This is a genomic window from Pseudactinotalea sp., assembly GCF_048594945.1.
In the GTDB taxonomy this organism is placed as follows: Bacteria; Actinomycetota; Actinomycetes; order Actinomycetales; family Beutenbergiaceae; genus Pseudactinotalea.
In genome coordinates, this window is record NZ_JBMDXJ010000150.1 from 1 (window position 1) to 15,163 (window position 15,163).

General features: G+C 65.9%; 16 protein-coding genes. 12 read left to right on the forward strand and 4 right to left on the reverse strand.

Going from position 1 to position 15,163, the window contains the following annotated elements; all coding sequences use genetic code 11:
* Positions 1-555 precede the first annotated feature (555 nt).
* On the reverse strand, positions 556-1,575 hold the full coding sequence (locus ACOJSN_RS07020) for an aldo/keto reductase (protein WP_420111790.1): 1,020 nt from the start codon (positions 1,573-1,575) through the stop codon (positions 556-558).
* A 136-nt stretch (positions 1,576-1,711) separates the two neighbouring features.
* Here ACOJSN_RS07020 and ACOJSN_RS07025 point away from each other — a divergent pair, with 136 nt between their 5' ends.
* Positions 1,712-2,299, forward strand: a complete 588-nt coding sequence (locus ACOJSN_RS07025) for a TetR/AcrR family transcriptional regulator (RefSeq protein ID WP_420111791.1) — start codon at positions 1,712-1,714, stop codon at positions 2,297-2,299.
* A gap of 274 nt (positions 2,300-2,573) precedes the next feature.
* Here ACOJSN_RS07025 and ACOJSN_RS07030 read toward each other — a convergent pair whose 3' ends face one another.
* On the reverse strand, positions 2,574-3,161 hold the full coding sequence (locus ACOJSN_RS07030; protein WP_420111792.1) for a helix-turn-helix domain-containing protein: 588 nt from the start codon (positions 3,159-3,161) through the stop codon (positions 2,574-2,576).
* 62 nt (positions 3,162-3,223) lie between these two features.
* Here ACOJSN_RS07030 and ACOJSN_RS07035 point away from each other — a divergent pair, with 62 nt between their 5' ends.
* From ACOJSN_RS07035 to ACOJSN_RS07060, 6 genes are all read left to right on the forward strand, one after another.
* Positions 3,224-4,216 (forward strand): NAD(P)/FAD-dependent oxidoreductase, encoded by a 993-nt coding sequence (locus ACOJSN_RS07035; protein WP_420111793.1) that lies wholly within the window; start codon positions 3,224-3,226, stop codon positions 4,214-4,216.
* Positions 4,216-4,839 (forward strand): methyltransferase domain-containing protein, encoded by a 624-nt coding sequence (locus tag ACOJSN_RS07040; RefSeq protein WP_420111794.1) that lies wholly within the window; start codon positions 4,216-4,218, stop codon positions 4,837-4,839. Before ACOJSN_RS07035 ends, ACOJSN_RS07040 begins: the two co-directional genes overlap by 1 nt.
* A gap of 207 nt (positions 4,840-5,046) precedes the next feature.
* Complete coding sequence (locus tag ACOJSN_RS07045) at positions 5,047-6,522, forward strand: MFS transporter (protein WP_420111795.1); 1,476 nt, start codon at positions 5,047-5,049, stop codon at positions 6,520-6,522.
* Complete coding sequence (locus ACOJSN_RS07050; protein WP_420111796.1) at positions 6,491-7,162, forward strand: DsbA family oxidoreductase; 672 nt, start codon at positions 6,491-6,493, stop codon at positions 7,160-7,162. The genes ACOJSN_RS07045 and ACOJSN_RS07050 overlap by 32 nt, the downstream gene beginning before the upstream one ends.
* 283 nt (positions 7,163-7,445) lie before the next feature.
* A complete protein-coding gene (locus ACOJSN_RS07055; protein ID WP_420111797.1) occupies positions 7,446-8,114 on the forward strand; it encodes a DUF1684 domain-containing protein in 669 nt (222 codons plus the stop codon).
* A 77-nt stretch (positions 8,115-8,191) separates the two neighbouring features.
* On the forward strand, positions 8,192-8,560 hold the full coding sequence (locus ACOJSN_RS07060; RefSeq protein WP_420111798.1) for a nuclear transport factor 2 family protein: 369 nt from the start codon (positions 8,192-8,194) through the stop codon (positions 8,558-8,560).
* Between the two features lie 237 nt (positions 8,561-8,797).
* Here the strand turns inward: ACOJSN_RS07060 and ACOJSN_RS07065 are convergent, their stop codons facing one another.
* Positions 8,798-9,751: an alpha/beta hydrolase gene (locus ACOJSN_RS07065; protein WP_420111799.1), complete on the reverse strand. Its 954-nt coding sequence runs from the start codon at positions 9,749-9,751 to the stop codon at positions 8,798-8,800.
* A 56-nt stretch (positions 9,752-9,807) separates the two neighbouring features.
* Positions 9,808-10,689: an alpha/beta fold hydrolase gene (locus tag ACOJSN_RS07070; RefSeq protein ID WP_420111800.1), complete on the reverse strand. Its 882-nt coding sequence runs from the start codon at positions 10,687-10,689 to the stop codon at positions 9,808-9,810.
* A 91-nt stretch (positions 10,690-10,780) separates the two neighbouring features.
* On the opposite strand from ACOJSN_RS07070, the gene ACOJSN_RS07075 reads away from it, so the two are divergent.
* The 5 genes from ACOJSN_RS07075 to ACOJSN_RS07095 all read left to right on the forward strand — a co-directional run.
* Positions 10,781-11,305, forward strand: coding sequence for a TetR/AcrR family transcriptional regulator (locus ACOJSN_RS07075; RefSeq protein WP_420111801.1), 525 nt, complete (start codon positions 10,781-10,783; stop codon positions 11,303-11,305).
* Between the two features lie 71 nt (positions 11,306-11,376).
* On the forward strand, positions 11,377-12,777 hold the full coding sequence (locus ACOJSN_RS07080) for an MFS transporter (protein WP_420111802.1): 1,401 nt from the start codon (positions 11,377-11,379) through the stop codon (positions 12,775-12,777).
* 30 nt (positions 12,778-12,807) lie between these two features.
* On the forward strand, positions 12,808-13,662 hold the full coding sequence (locus ACOJSN_RS07085) for an SDR family oxidoreductase (RefSeq protein ID WP_420111803.1): 855 nt from the start codon (positions 12,808-12,810) through the stop codon (positions 13,660-13,662).
* 28 nt (positions 13,663-13,690) lie between these two features.
* Positions 13,691-14,110 carry a Dabb family protein gene (locus tag ACOJSN_RS07090; RefSeq protein WP_420111804.1) on the forward strand — a complete coding sequence of 140 codons (420 nt, stop codon included), beginning with the start codon at positions 13,691-13,693 and terminating at the stop codon, positions 14,108-14,110.
* Between the two features lie 49 nt (positions 14,111-14,159).
* A partial coding sequence (locus tag ACOJSN_RS07095) for a GMC family oxidoreductase N-terminal domain-containing protein (RefSeq protein WP_420111805.1) occupies positions 14,160-15,163 on the forward strand: 1,004 nt, incomplete at its 3' end.

Sequence of the window (15,163 nt, forward strand, 5' to 3'; positions counted from 1 at the left end):
CTCACGGTTCCTCGAGTGGACGCGGGTGGAATCACACCGAACACCTGACAGAGGTTCGGGCAACTCGGTTCCGCGCAGGAAAGGCGAAACCCGGTGTCGAGGACGAGCCGTACGGAGACGCCGAGAGTGAGGCGGGCACAATACCGAAGCCGAGGTCTAGGACACGAGCTGGAGCACCCCTGGCGGACGGCCGAGTGGACGCAATTGGAACTGCCGAATGAACGGTGAGAGCGTCGTGACGATCACCAAGCGGTTCGGCGTGCATCGATTGACTGTCCGGACGCACATGCGAGACGTCACCATCTGAGGAGTTAGAGCACGCGCACTCGCATCCGACGCAAAATCCCCGCGCGATCACAGCTGGGCCGTCGGCTACCCCTGTGAAGAAGTCGAGCAACCCCGGTGCGAATTGCGTGCCGGATCCGAGAAACATGGAGCTAATGTCGCCGCCGGAGGAGCATATGTGGGCGAGCTGGCCTTGCCTGCCGACGAGGCCGAGGTGCTCGACCGGTGATGCACTGGTGGCTCCGGTCGAGCCGAGCGAGGGCCCCCGCCTCAGCGACGTCGAAGCGTCGGGTCGAGCAGCGCGGGCGGTGTGTCGTTCTTCTCAGCCGGCGCGAGATCGACCCCAGGGGGGACGATCTCGTCGATCGCATCGAGGATCTCTGGCGACAAGATGGTGTCTGCGGCGGCGAGCTGGGAGTCGAGGTGCTCCAGGGAGCGTGGTCCGATGATCGCTGTGGTCACCGCCCGGTGTGCGGTGACGAAGCCGAGGGCAAGCTGGATCATGGTCAGGCCGACGTCATCGGCGAGTCTCGCAAGCTGCTCGACGGCGTCGAGCTTGGCGCGATTTGCAGGGACGGTGAGGTCGAAACGCGATTGCATGAACGTCGAGCGGTTGGTGGTGGTCTCCTGGCCTTCGCGCACTGCGCCGGACAGCCATCCCGAGGCCAGCGGGCTCCATGCAAGCACACCGAGGTGGTGCTCCTCGGTCGCGGGCAGCACGTGGCTTTCGATGCCGCGTTGGAGGATGGAGTAGCCCGGCTGTTCTGTGACGTAGCGGCCGAGTCGGTGGTCGCGTGCGACCCACTGCGACTGCACGATCCGGTAGGCGGGGAAGGTGGAGCTGCCGAAGTAGCGGATCTTTCCGGCTCGCTGCAGGTCCGTCAGCGCTGACAGCGTCTCTTCGTCGCTGGTGCTCGGGTCCCACCGGTGCATCTGGTACAGGTCGACGTGGTCCACGCCGAGCCGGCGCAGGCTGTCCTCGAGGGCTGTAGTCAGCCACCGGCGTGAGCTGCCGCGGTGGTTGCGCTCTTCGCCCATGGGGAGTGTCGCCTTGGTTGCGAGGACGACATCGTCGCGACGGGTGCCGAGCGCTTTGCCGATCATCTCCTCCGACTGTCCGCCGCTGTAGGCATCGGCTGTGTCGATGACGTTGATTCCCGCATCGAGCGCGGAACCGATGAGAGCAGAGACCTCATCCTGGTTCGTTCGGCCGATGCGGCCGAAGTTCATCGCGCCGAGCGAAAGGGTGCTGATCTGGACGCCGGTGCGCCCAAGAGGTCGGTACTGCATGAGTGGTGCCTTCCTTCCGTCGGACTGATCTACTCCACCCGGGTGCTCCCCTCTGGCAGAATTGAAGTGGAGCGCGGTTCCGTATCGACTATACGGAGCGCCGCTCCGCTTTGCAAGGTCGTCGTCAGGAGGCTCCATGGTTGCCAGTGAGAAGCGAACGCCCCGGGCGAAGCGCGCCGATGCCCAGCGGAACGAGAAGGCGCTGCTCAGCGCCGCTGCCGCGGTGTTCGTCAGGTCGGGGGTCGATGCTCCGGTGCGCGAAGTCGCGGCGGAGGCGGGCGTTGGAATGGGAACGATCTACCGCCACTTCCCGACACGGGCCGACCTGATCGTGGCCGTCTACCGTCACCAGGTCGACGCATGCGCTTCCGCAGGCCCCGCCTTACTGGCGGAGTGCACCTCTCCATACGCGGCGCTTGCTCGCTGGAGCGACATCTTCGTCGACTTCCTCGTCACCAAGCACGGGCTCGCCGCCGCCCTGCGGAACGACCAGATGAGCTTCGATACGTTGCATGCCTACTTCGTCGAGAGCCTCGTGCCGGTGTGTGCGCAAATACTTGACGCCGCGATCGCCTCACGCGAGATCAGAGCAGATGTCGGTGCGTACGAGCTGATGCGCGGCATCGGAAATCTCTGCATTTTTGCCGACCAGGACCCCCGCTATGACGCACGCCGACTCGCGGGCCTGCTCATCGACGGCCTCCTCCTCCCACCCGCGACCTGACCTCTCAACGACCGACCGCCGCAAAGTGAACGGTGCTGGTTCCATACGGCCGGGTGGACAGTGACTTGAATGCGCTAGTGAATCGGACAGGAAGCGCGATTCCAGTCGGAATCAGCAGGTCGTCGCTTTGCAGCAGCGGATAGCCGTCGTTCTGACACCCCTCCCGAATACCATATCTGCCCGCCTGGGCCATCTCGCACCACAGCCGGAATGATGATTCCGCTTGTGGAGAGCAGGGGGCCACATGCGCAGATGGGAGCGTGGGGCGCGATTGCTAGCGGTCGCTGTCGGAAGCGCGTACATGGGCGCGCTGGCCTTGCCTGCCGACGAGGCTGAGGTACTCGACTGGCCCTGCGCTGGTGGCTCCGAACCAGTGTGGGGTGCGGGTGTCGAACTCTGCTGCTTCTCCTGCCTGCAGGAGCAGGTCTTGGTCGCCGAGCACCAGGCGGAGGGTGCCGTTGAGGACGTAGGCCCAGTCGAACCCTTCGTGGGAGTGGAGGTCAGGCACTGCGTTGTCGTTGCCGGCGGGGAGGACGAACTTGTATGCCTGGATACCGCCGGGGCGGCGTGTGAGGGGGATGATGATCGACCCGTCGGTGCATGACATCGGGCGCAGATCGATACGGGGGTTGGCTGTGCGGGGCGCGTCGACCAGGGAGTCGAGGGTGACGCCGTAGTAGCGGGCCAGCGGGAGCAGCTGTTCCAAGGTCGGCCGCCGAAGGCCGGCCTCCAGTCGGGAGAGAGTGCTCGTGGAGATACCGGTCTCGTCGGCGAGGGTGGTGAGGGGGACGTCGCGGCGCAGTCGCAAGTGCTTGAGGCGTGGTCCGACCGTGTCGAGAGTCTGGTCCGCAGAGTCATCCATGCCCACCATTTTGCCATTCGGCAACGAACATTGCCAGCAGCTTCGGACTGGGTGACCCTGGTATGGACATCACAGAGTGCCAGGAGGACAACGCCATGGAAACCACACCGGATCCGGTATACGACGTCGCGATCATCGGCGGCGGATCGGCAGGGCTGAGCGCAGCACTGATCCTGGCGCGTGCGCGTCGCAGTGTCGTGGTGATCGACGGTGGAGCGCCCAGGAACTCACCCGCAGCCGCAGCGCACGGGCTGCTCGGACAGGAAGGCGTGAACCCGCTTGAACTCCTGCAGCGGGGACGCGAAGAGTCGACATCATATGGTGCTCGCATCGTGCAGACGGCCGTAGAGCGCGCCTCGGGAGCCGCTGACGACGGTTTCGTGCTCGAACTCGACGACGACTCGACGATTCACGCTGGCCAACTGGTGATCGCGACCGGCGTTCGTGACGAGCTCCCTTCGGTTTCTGGGCTTGCCGAGCGGTGGGGTCGGGATGTGGTGCATTGCCCGTACTGCCATGGCTGGGAGATCCGTGACCAGCGGATCGGTGTGCTCGCGACGGGACCGATGTCGGCGATGCAGGCACTGCTCTTCCACCAATGGAGCGAGAACATGACGTTCTTCCCGAACGGGCTGGAGTTCCCGGCCGAGCAGCTTGAGAAGCTCCGCGCTCTCGGTATCGCGATCGTGCCGGAGGAGGTAGGTGCTGTCGAGGTCATTGACGATCACCTCGCCGCAGCAGTCATGGGCGATGGAAAGAAGATCGAGTTGGACGCATTGGCCGTGCCCGCCCTGACCCGCGCCCGCCTCGTTGGGCTTGAAGGGCTGGGTCTGGACGTCGAAGAGAACGCTGCAGGTGTCGCCCTGGTCACTGATCCCGCTGGGCACACCACTGTCCCTGGCGTGTGGGCGGCAGGCAATGTCGTGAATGCGGGATTGCAGGTCAGTGAGTCCGCGGCGAACGGGGCGCGGGTGGCGATGACGATCAACACCGAGATGGTGTTCGCCCGCGCCGACCGCGCCACCGCGGACATCGGCCGTCCGGTGCGTGCGTGATGGCTGAGTTCGATAAGGGCTACTGGGAGGACCATTGGAGTTCCGCCACCTCCGATAGCGAGCGCGAGCTGCCGGTCAACCCCTATCTGGTGACCGAGACCGCGCATCTGCATACGGGCACCGCCCTGGATGCTGGCTGCGGAACAGGAAGTGAAGCGCTCTGGCTCGCCCAGATGGGTTGGGAGGTCACGGGAGCCGATATTTCCGCGACCGCACTGGCGACGGCACAGGCCCGCGCTGCTACCCGTGATGTGAACGATCGCATCGGCTGGATAGAGGCCGACCTCTCCCACTGGAAACCGGAGCGGACGTGGGACCTCGTGGCCACCAGCTACGCCCACGCGCAGATCGGACAGCTTTCGTTCTATCGGCGTATCGCACGTTGGGTCGCCCCGGGCGGAACCCTCCTGATTGTGGGACATCTCCACGGGCACCCTCATGACGATCATCCGGGACACGTCCACTCCGAGGGTGCGACAGCGACGCTGGCGGCGATCACGAACCTGTTCGCCGCCCCGGAATGGCGAGTTGAGGCTGGCTATGAGCACACCCGCACCGTGCACCCCGGCGGTTCTCCGGTGCAGTTGCGTGACGTGGTCGTCCGCACCCGCCGACTCGTCTGAGGCGTCGCCTATCTTCTCGCGCCAAGACTCTCCCGTCCTGAGCGCTTTTTCGACCTGCCCGCGATCACTGCCGAGCACCACAGTTCCTGAGAGGAATCACATCCAGCCATGACTTCCACCGCTCTCACCGGTGCAGAAGACGATGCAGCCGTTATCGACGATCCGCGACGCAGACGTGCCATTCTCTGGGCAGTCTGTATCGCCTTGATGGCCGTCGTCGCCTCAGTGACCGGCCTGAACGTCGCGCAACCGCACCTTGCGATGACGTTCGATGCCTCCCAAGGGCAGGTGCTGTGGATCATCAACACCTACACCCTCACCCTCGCCGCTCTCCTGCTGCCGCTGGGAGCACTGGGCGACCGACTGGGACGCAAGCCGGTGCTGATCGTGGGGCTGGCGGTGTTCGGGATCGCGAATATCGCCGGCGCCGTTGCTCCGGCCATGGAGGTCATGCTCGCTGCCCGGCTCCTCAGCGGCGTCGGTGCGGCGATGATCATGCCGGTCACGCTGTCGGTGATCACCTCGTCCTTCCCGGACAAGGAACGTTCCAAAGCAATCGGAATGTGGAGCGCAGTCGCCGGAGGCGGTGGCGTCCTGGGCATGTTCCTCTCCGCCCTGCTCGTCGACGTCGCATCCTGGCGGTGGCTGTTCGCCCTACCCATCGTCCTGACCGTCGCATCGGCGGTGATCGGTCTCCACGCCGTGCCGAATTCCCGTGAGTCAGCGCCGGGACGCTTCGACGTGATCGGGGCGTTGACCTCGATCGTCGCCGCCGTCGGGTTCACCTTCGCCTTGCACGAGGCTCCGACGCTCGGGTGGGCGGCCCCAATCGTCCTGGTCACCCTCGCTGCTGCGGTGCTCGCCACCGTCGTGTTCATCCCGTGGGAGCTGCGCACACCATTCCCGCTGCTCGACATCCGTCACTTCCGCACCCGCGGTCTCTCATCGGGCACCACGCTCCTGGTGGTGTTGTTCGGCGTACAGGGCGGGGTTTCGCTCGTCCTCTATCCGTTCTTCCAGGTCGTGCTCGGCTGGAGCGGACTGCTCGCCACCGCGGGACTGATGCCGATGGCACTGCTGATGATGCTCGGCTCCGTTCTCGCCCCACGCCTGGCCGCCCGTATCGGCGCTCGCGCCAGTATGGTCATCGGACTCACGGGTGCCACCGCGGGGCTCGCGCTCATGGCCGCATTCGTCTCCGCCGACGGCGGCTACCTCACCGTCCTCCCCGGCCTGATCGCCATGGGCCTCGGGGCTGGCCTCGCGATGACCCCCTCCACCGAGGCCATCACCTCGTCGCTTCCCCGCACGCAGCAAGGCGTGGCATCGGCGCTCAACGACCTCACCCGCGAGCTCGGCGCCGCCCTGGGCGTCGCTCTCCTCGGCGGGCTCCTCGTCGCCGGCTACCAGACCGCCATCGGCGAACGCCTCGACGGCGTCCCGGCAGATCTCGCCGCCACAGCCAGCGAGGGCATCGCCAACGCCAGCGCCGCCAGCGAGCACGCGGGCGAACACGCCGGACAGATCATCACCGCCGCCCAGGACGCGTTCATCGCCGGATGGCAGCAAGCCATGTGGGTCGGCGTCGCCGTCATGGCCGTCCTGATCGTGTTCGTCATGATCCGCGGCCCCAAGAACGCACCCCGAGCCGATGCAGTCGACAACAAGGAGCCCGTCTCATGACAAGCGCCCGCAGTCTCTTGTTCGCCTCGAGGCCTGGTCCGATCCCCAGTGCGTGTGGTGCTTCATCGCCCACCCCCGGTTCGTGAAGGCCGTCGCCGCATTCGAGGGTGAGGTCGAGGTCACCTATCGGTCCTTCGAGCTCCGCCCCGACGCGCCCGTGGAGATCGACACGGAGCAGCAGATCGCACAGCACGCCGGCGCGAACCGCGAGCGTGTCGACGCCATCAACGCCCAGCTGACCGCGCTGGCCGACGCCGAAGGGCTCAGTTACCGACCCGACCTGACCCGGCCGACGAATTCCCGCTTCGCCCTTGAGCTGCTCCACCATGCGGGACAGGCGGGGCAACGGGCCACGCTCACCAGCCGGCTCTTCAGTGCCCACTTCAGCGAAGGGTGTCACATCGGACGCATCGACGAGCTCCTCGCTCTCGCCCACGAGGTCGGACTCGACCGTGAGACGGCACGGGCCGTCCTGACGGAACGTCGCCACAGAAAGGCCGTCGAGCAGGACCACGCCCGGCTCCGCGCGCTCGGCGCACGAGGCGTGCCGCTCTACGTCATCAACGGACAGCGGGGCATCTCCGGCGCTCAGCCGGTGCAGACCTACTTCGACGCACTCGAGAGGGCAGCCGCCGCATGAATGACACGACGTTCGCCTCCCTCACGCCCACCCCGGAGAACCCCGAAGGCGATGACATCGAGAACGCCTGCGCGGACGGGGCCTGCGCCCTTCCCCCACAGCCACAGAGCGGAGGCGCGCCATCGATTGCCAAACCAGCGAAGACCGCCGCAACAGAAAGGAAGCCCCGATGAGCAGAAGCACGACAGACGCGGGAATCGAGGAGGAGTTCCGAGCATGGCGCCAGCACCGCTGGACCGAGATCATCGGCCCGGGCGGCAAGGCCTCCGTCGCCGCGAAGACCGTGATCTCCGGATCCGAAGTACAGACTGTCGATGGCATCCCCGGCACGTGGCGCATCAACGACGAAGGCGACTTGACCGTCACCGCCACAGGGGCCGATGGCATCCGTGTCGACAACACCCTCGTCGAGGGAACGGCCGTCGTGCCGCCCGGGCCATCGCTCGCCTTCGCTCAGGGGCAGGTCGGGATGGTCGGTGGGGTGGATGGCTCGTATGGCCTGGTCGTCCTCGATGAGCAAGCCATCGTCCGCTCCGGACTGACCGGCATCGACGCCTACCCGTACGATTCGCGCTGGATCCTGCGAGGCGTCTTCAAGGAAGTCGAGCCGGAACGCCGAACGCTGGTCGAACGCCTGACCCAGCCTCGCACCACCGATCACATGCCGGCCCCCGTCGACCTTGCGTTCACCATCGATGGCTCCGAGGTCGTACTGACCGTTGTCGAAGAGATCCCGGGCCAGGGGCTGATCATCTTCACCGACGAGACCAGCGGCCGAGAGACGCCCGACATCGGGCGATGGCTCGTGCTGCCCCTCGCGCCGGCGGGAACCGAGGTGGCCGTCGACCTCAACAAGGTGGTCGTGTCGTACCACCACATCTCCCCTACGGTATTCACCTCCCCGCTGCCACCGGCCGGGAACCATATTCCACTCCGGATCGAAGCCGGGTAACGAAGCCTCCTCCGCGACGCGCGGCGCGAGCCCGACACCGAATAACCCCCGAAGGCAAGAAGCAAAGGAACTGAATCATGAGCCGCAACCCAGAACAGACCGCCGCCACGTATCTCAAGCACCTGGAGAACCGCGAATGGGATCAGGCACGGAGCATGTGCACGGCCGACGCCACTGTCTGGCACAGCGACGGCAAAGGCGACTCCGGAATCGACGAGAACATCGCCGGCATGAAGGAGCAGATCAGCTCGATCACCTCCATGCGCTATGACATTCAGCGCCAGATCAGTCAAGGCGACGAGATCTTGCAGCAGCACGTCGTCCGTGTCGAGACAGTCGATGGCGCGCGAATGAATGTCTATGCAGCTGTCTACTTCCGACTCAACGACGGCCTGATCGAACGCATCGAGGAATACGCTAACGCCGTCCCCGATTCCGCCTCCTGATCGACCACACATCCCGAATTCGGACGCTGCATAGCGTCCGCCGCAGTCTGCGGATGCTATGCAGCGTCTACGACCAGTTGAGGGCCGGTGGGGTCGAGCGCGCAGAGCACGACATGGAGTCGTAGGATCCCCGCGCGCGCCTTCATCGGATGATGACGAGCTGGTTCCTCGACATCCTGCCGCCGCACCTCGATGCCTCGATCCCCCGACCATGGTCCGGCGCTCGCACCACCTCGGTCAGAACGAGATGATCGCTCGTCTCCGGTCTTCGAAGGCACGGTCGGAGAGGTCGGTGCCTATCGCGATCACGTCGAAGGCGTGAGGTGCCCCTGGGCGCACGATCAGCTCTGTTGAGATGCCCGCACGACCAAGGTCGCGCGCGTAGCGGATGCTCTCGTCACGGAAGATGTCGAGCTCTCCGACTTCGATGTATGCCGGGGCGAGTCCCGCATGATCCTCCTGCCGCCCGGGCGCCACCGATGGGCTCACGTCGGCCCCGCCGATCTGATCGCCGAGCAGCGCGTGCCAGCCTGTGTGGTTGTCGTCGTACGTCCATGTCGCAAAGGGCAGCAGGTGCGGATCGGGGTCGGTGGTCCGGTCATCCAACATGGGATAGATCAGGATCTGCCGGGCGATCGGGATCGACGCGTTGCGCGCCGCAATGGCGACTCCGGCGGCGAGGCCGCCCCCTGCGCTGTCGCCCATCACCGCGATGCGCTGCGAGTCGATGCCGAGGACTTCCGCGTGCTCACGCAGCCACGATAGAGCAGCGAAGCAGTCGTCGACAGGAACGGACCCCCGCGAGCCAGGTGCCAGCCGGTAGTCCACGGACAGGAACGGGACGCCGGATGACCGGACGTATGCGGAGACGATCGGATGGTGCTCCTCGACGGAGCCAGCGATCATGCCGCCACCGTGCAGAAAGATCACCGCGGAGCCAGGAGTGCGGGAAGCATTCGGCTGCGGCGGCATGTACCACCGCACCAGGATCGCGTCCTCCTTGACCGGCACCAGGTACTCGCAGACGCGGATGTCATCGGTGGGAGGGAAGATCTGAGCGACGCCGGCGAACATCTCCGCAGACCTTGCCCGGCGGGCGGCGATGTCTCCTCGTGACGGGCTGGGAACCACCGTGTCGGGCCGCATCGCCTCAAGTCGGGAGGCGATCACCGGATCGAGAGCGAATGACATGGGGAGCACCTTCGTCCTGTGGACAGAGCGGCGGGAACGACTGGTCGCGAGTCTCGTCAAGGACCTGAGGTGACGGCCGGGCCATCTGAGGCCATTGCCGAGTCAAGCGGGCGGGCAGCCGCGTGGATGATGTCAGCGACGCGTTGCGGCTGGGAGAGGAACGGAGAATGCGAACTGTGCAGTTCGACGACCCGGGTCGGCTCGACCGAACGAGTGTCGACATCCCTGACGATCTCGCGCTGCAAAGCAGGCATGAGCATGCGATCTTCGGTGCAGAGGACATAGGTGCGCGGGATCGATCCGAACCGCTCGCGAGTCACGGCGATGGCTTCGGCGGCCATCCCGACCGGTGCGTCCGCATTCAACATGCTCGTCGCCGCGTCGGCGACCTCGACCGGCACGTCGGCGTACAGCGCTTCACGGATGCGCTCACGCGAGGCCGCATCAGCGGTATCGATGCGCGAAGCGCCGATCGCGAACGGGTCGGCGCGGAGCAACTCCGTGCCCAGCTCTCCCGCATTGGCGGGGTGTGCGACGAGAGCCGCCGCCGGTTGGCCCGAGACCGGGGCGAGGGCGGAAATGTAGACGAGGTGCGAGATCAGCGACGGCGCCATCTCCGCAGCGAGGGTTGCGGCCACCCCGCCCATGCTGTGCGCCACCACCACATGGGGCCGATCGGACCCGATGTGCTCCAACTGGGCTATCAGTGCCTCGGCAGCGCTCGTTGCGTCGACCGATGCGACCTCGGACCTCTCGGTAGCGAACTCCGCGGCGTCGAAAGGCCGCACTCGTTGCGCTGCCGGAGATGTGCCACGCAGTCCTTGCCCCGGCAGATCGACGGCTACGGCCGCGATCCGACGTCGGGCGAGTTCGAGAGTCACGTGACTCCAGCACCAGGTGCCGTGCCAGAACCCCGGCACCAGGACGACATGTTCCATCAGACTCTCCCGTTCCTCTGTTCGGGCTTGACACTACCACGGTAGTGAGTGTTCACTATCAGCTATGGCCACATCCGGCGCGATCAAGCGCGTGCCCCTCGAGGAGCGTCGCGAGCAGATCCTCGAGGCGGCGCTGCTCGAGTTCAGCCATAAGGGGCTGCATGGTGGATCAACCATGGCCATTGCGCGCAAGGTCGGCATCTCGCAGCCGAACATCTTCCGGATCTTCGTGACCAAGCACGAGCTTTTCGTCGCTGTGCTGCAGCGCGTGTTCGCGAAGATCGAGGCCACCATGCTCACCGCCGGGGAGTCGGACCCGGATCAACCCCTGCAGGCCATGTCGGATGCATGGGGTGAGCTCATGGAAGAGCAGGAGGTCATGTTCATGCTCCTGCAGGGCTATGCCGCCTCCGATGACGCCATGATCCGTGACCTCATGCACGACTGGACGCGAGAGGTGTTCGAGCGAATGGAGGCCCTGCCCGGCGTCGGCGAGGACGCCTCTCACGACTTCTTCGCCGCGGGCATGCTCTACATGGTCGCCACAGCCATGGATCTTCCCACCCGCGCGGCAGAGGATACGTGGGCGGCCCGATTCCTGGCCTCGGGGGCGTGACGGTTCGCGCCCCCGACCGGGCGGCCTCTCTTTTTTTGACCCTTCGGTAGTGACCACTCACTAAGGAAATGATGACCACGACTATCCATCCATCTTTGACCGGGCTGCGGATCCCTCGTGGCTCAGCCCTGGCTGTTCTGGCTTCCTCGATGTTCCTCATCGTGCTCGACGGCGCGATGGTGAACCTCGCTGCCCAAACCATCCGTCAGGGCCTGGGCCTTGCATCGGCAGAGCTGGCGATCGTCGCCAACAGCTATCTCATCGCCGTCGCGGGCCTCGTGCTCCTCGGTGGTCGTTTGGCCGATGTTCTCGGGGCGCGGCGGATGTTCTTGATCGGCATGTCGGTCTATGTCGCAGCATCAGCCTTGTGCGCACTGGCGCTCAGCGGCCCCATGCTCATCGTTGGGCGCATCGGTCAAGGTGTGGGCGCGGCGATGACCATTCCCGCGGCGCTCGCGTTGGTTTTGGTGATCTACACCACGGCCGCCGACCGAACTCGAGCGCTCGGCGTCTGGGGCGCGGTCACAGCGGCCGGAAGCCTCATCGGCGTCTTCGCCGGCGGCATGCTCACCGAGGCGCTCGGCTGGCAATCGGTGTTCTGGGTTCCGGTACCTCTTGGCCTCATCGCCATGGCGATGGTGTGGAAGACGATTCCGCCGATTCCTGGAAAGGCTGGCCGCTTCGATGTCGCGGGCGCGCTGAGCATCACCGCCGCAATTACCGCGCTTGCCCTCGGCTCAGTCAACGCCGCGGAGGTCGGCTGGACCAGCCCGATCACGCTCATCGCCCTGTCGGCAGGACTAGCAGCTCTTCTGGTGTTCATCTCGGTCGAGCGGAGGTCACCGCATCCGCTCGTTCCGTTGAACGTGTTCCGCCATATTTCGGTGTCCACCGCGTCTGCGGTGATGATGCTGCTGGGCGGCACCCTGACCAGCGTGTTCTTCTTCCTGCCGCTCTACCAGCAAGGCGTCCTCGGTATGGGCGCGCTGGAGACCGGGCTCGCCCAAGTACCCATCGCCGTCATGCTTATCGTCGGCAGCCTGCTGGCACCCGTCCTGAGCAAGTCCATCGGCCTCGAGGGCGCCCTGCCGACATCGCTGACGGCGCTCCTGGCCGGGTTCGTGTGGATCGCGATCAACCCAGCGACGTCCTTCACCTGGCAGCACATCGGTGCGTTCATCCTCCTCGGCTTGGGCCTCGGTCTCGGCATCGTGACAGGTATGACCATGGCGGTCCGCGACAGCGCCGAGGGCGAGTCAGGACTGCTGAGCGGCGTGGTCAATGCCGCCCAATCCCTCGGCGGCGCAATCGGGCTCGCGGTCCTTGCGGGGATCGCCCTGACCGCAGGGAGTGCCGGGGAGATGAACTTCACCGCGGCGTTCATCGGCGCAGCGACGCTCGTGGCCGCTGCCATCGCCATCTCGGGCGTCAACGCCCTGGCCACACGCCGCACGCCAGCGACAACCCACTGACACTCAAGAACACGAAAGAGAGAACCCGATATGAGCAACCCCTCGATCCTCGTGACCGGCGCGACCGGCACCGTCGGATCCGCCCTCGTCCCCGCCCTGCGCGACTCCGGCGCACAGGTGAGAGCGATGACCAGGAACCCCCACTACGCCCTGAAAGGCGCACAGACGGTCGTCGCCGACCTGCACGATCCGGACTCGATCACGACGGCGTTCAACGGCGTCGACGCGGTCTTCCTCAACTCACCGTCGACGGCGGACGCCGCCGAGCTCCAGATCAGATTCCTCGACTTGGCGGCGCAAGCGGGCATCGCCCGCGCGGTCGTGCTGTCCCAGTTCGGCGCAGCACACGGCTCTCCCGTCAGATTCCTGCGCTGGCACGCCCAGGTCGAGGGCCACATCCGACGCTTGAACATCAGCGCGACCGTGCTGCGCCCCAACCTGTATCTGCAATCCCTCCTCGCGTTCGCCGACACCATCGCACAGGGCACACTCGCCGCCCCGATCGGTACCGCGGCTGTCAGTGCGATCGACACCCGCGATATCGCCGATGCAGCAGCCGCCGTTCTCACAAGCAACAACCACGACAACGAGACCTACACGCTGACCGGACCTCGAGCGATCACCCATGCAGAGATCGCCGATGCATTGAGCACCGCGACAGGCAGTTCCATCGCTTTTCAGGATCTCCCGCCCGAGCATTTCACGGCAGCACTGGGGAGCTACGTCCCGCAGTGGCAGCTCGAAGGGCTGGTCGAGGACTACGCCCACTATTCGCGCGGTGAGGCTTCAAGCGTCACCACGACCATCGCGGAACTGACCGGACGTCCTGCCCGTGACGTCGCCGACTTCGCCCGCGACTACTCGGCCGCCTTCACCCGCCCGTAAACCTCTCCACCCAGAACGGCTGACCTTCATGATCACCCACATTGTTCGCATGTCCATTCGGCCCGACGTCTCCGAAGAACAAGTTGATGCAGCGCTGCAACGCATGGCCGATGCCGGTGCCGAGATGGGCTCCGACACCGGAGCCGAAGCCGGCGTGTTCGGCCGGGACTACGGAGACACCTTCGATTTCGCTGCGGTCTCTCAGGTTGCCGACCTCGCCGCGTACGAAGCACTGATGAACCACCCCGCCCACCTCGAGGTCGACCGTGTCGGCCTGTCGTTGGTCGATCGATTCCACTCGATCGATATCACCGACGATCCCGACCCCGAGATCGGCGCGAAGATCGCCGACATCCACCGACGCCGCTTCGACGCCCACCCGGACATCCTGAGCCTGGTCGAGGCCATCGACGACTACCGAGGCAGCGGAGTCCCCGGACGGCTCTGACACCAGTCGCCACGCACGCCGCAGCGCACCACACACGAGAGGAGAAATCATGTCCGACACCCACGACACCGACGCAATCGTCATCGGCAGCGGGTTCGGCGGAGCAGTCGCTGCCGCCCGCCTGGCCCAAGCCGGATACCGGGTCCTCATCCTCGAACGCGGGCAGCGCTGGAACCCCGGAGACTTCCCGCGCGACCCCGTGCTGGAAGGACGATGGTTATGGGCCGTGGACCACGGTCTGTACGACATCCGCGGCCTGGGCGGCATGTTCGCCGTCCAGGCCGCAGGATACGGAGGCGGCTCCCTCGCCTATGCCAACGTCTTCGCCCGCCCGTCCGACGCTGCCATGGATCCGCGGTGGCCCGGTCACCTGCGGCGAGAGACCCTTGACCCCTACTACGACCTCGCCGCGCACATGCTCGAGGTCACCCCCGTCGGCAATGACCCCCGTACCGGCGCACCACCGCCACGTACGGCACTCATCGAGCAGCTCATGGCTGGGAGCGACCGGCCCGAGGCAACCGTGCGGCCGAACCTCGCTGTCACTTTCGGTGACCCAGGCGTGTGGCGGCCGAACCGACATGGGGTGCCGCGCCAGGGCTGCAGCTTCGTCGGTGACTGCGTCATCGGCTGCAACCAGGGAGCCAAGAACTCCCTCGATGTCACATATCTCGCCGTCGCCGAAGCACACGGAGCACGAAGCGTCACCGACGCCGAGGCCATCCGGATCACCTTCGGCGACGACGGCTACCTCGTCACCACGCGATCCCCGAGCGACCCGACAGCCCCACCGAACACCTGGAGAGCACCCCGCGTCTTCCTCGCCGCAGGAGCGGTTGCCAGCACCGAACTGCTCCTGCGATCACGCGACATCGACAAGACACTGCCGCACCTCTCTCCGCTGCTCGGCCACGGCTTCTCAGGCAACGGCGACTTCCTCACCCTCGCCCGACTGCGCAAACCCCACGGCGACATGACCACCGGCCCCACCATCACCACCAACACGGTGCTCGACGTCCCCGAAGGGCGTGGCTCGGTCTGGTACCAGGTGCA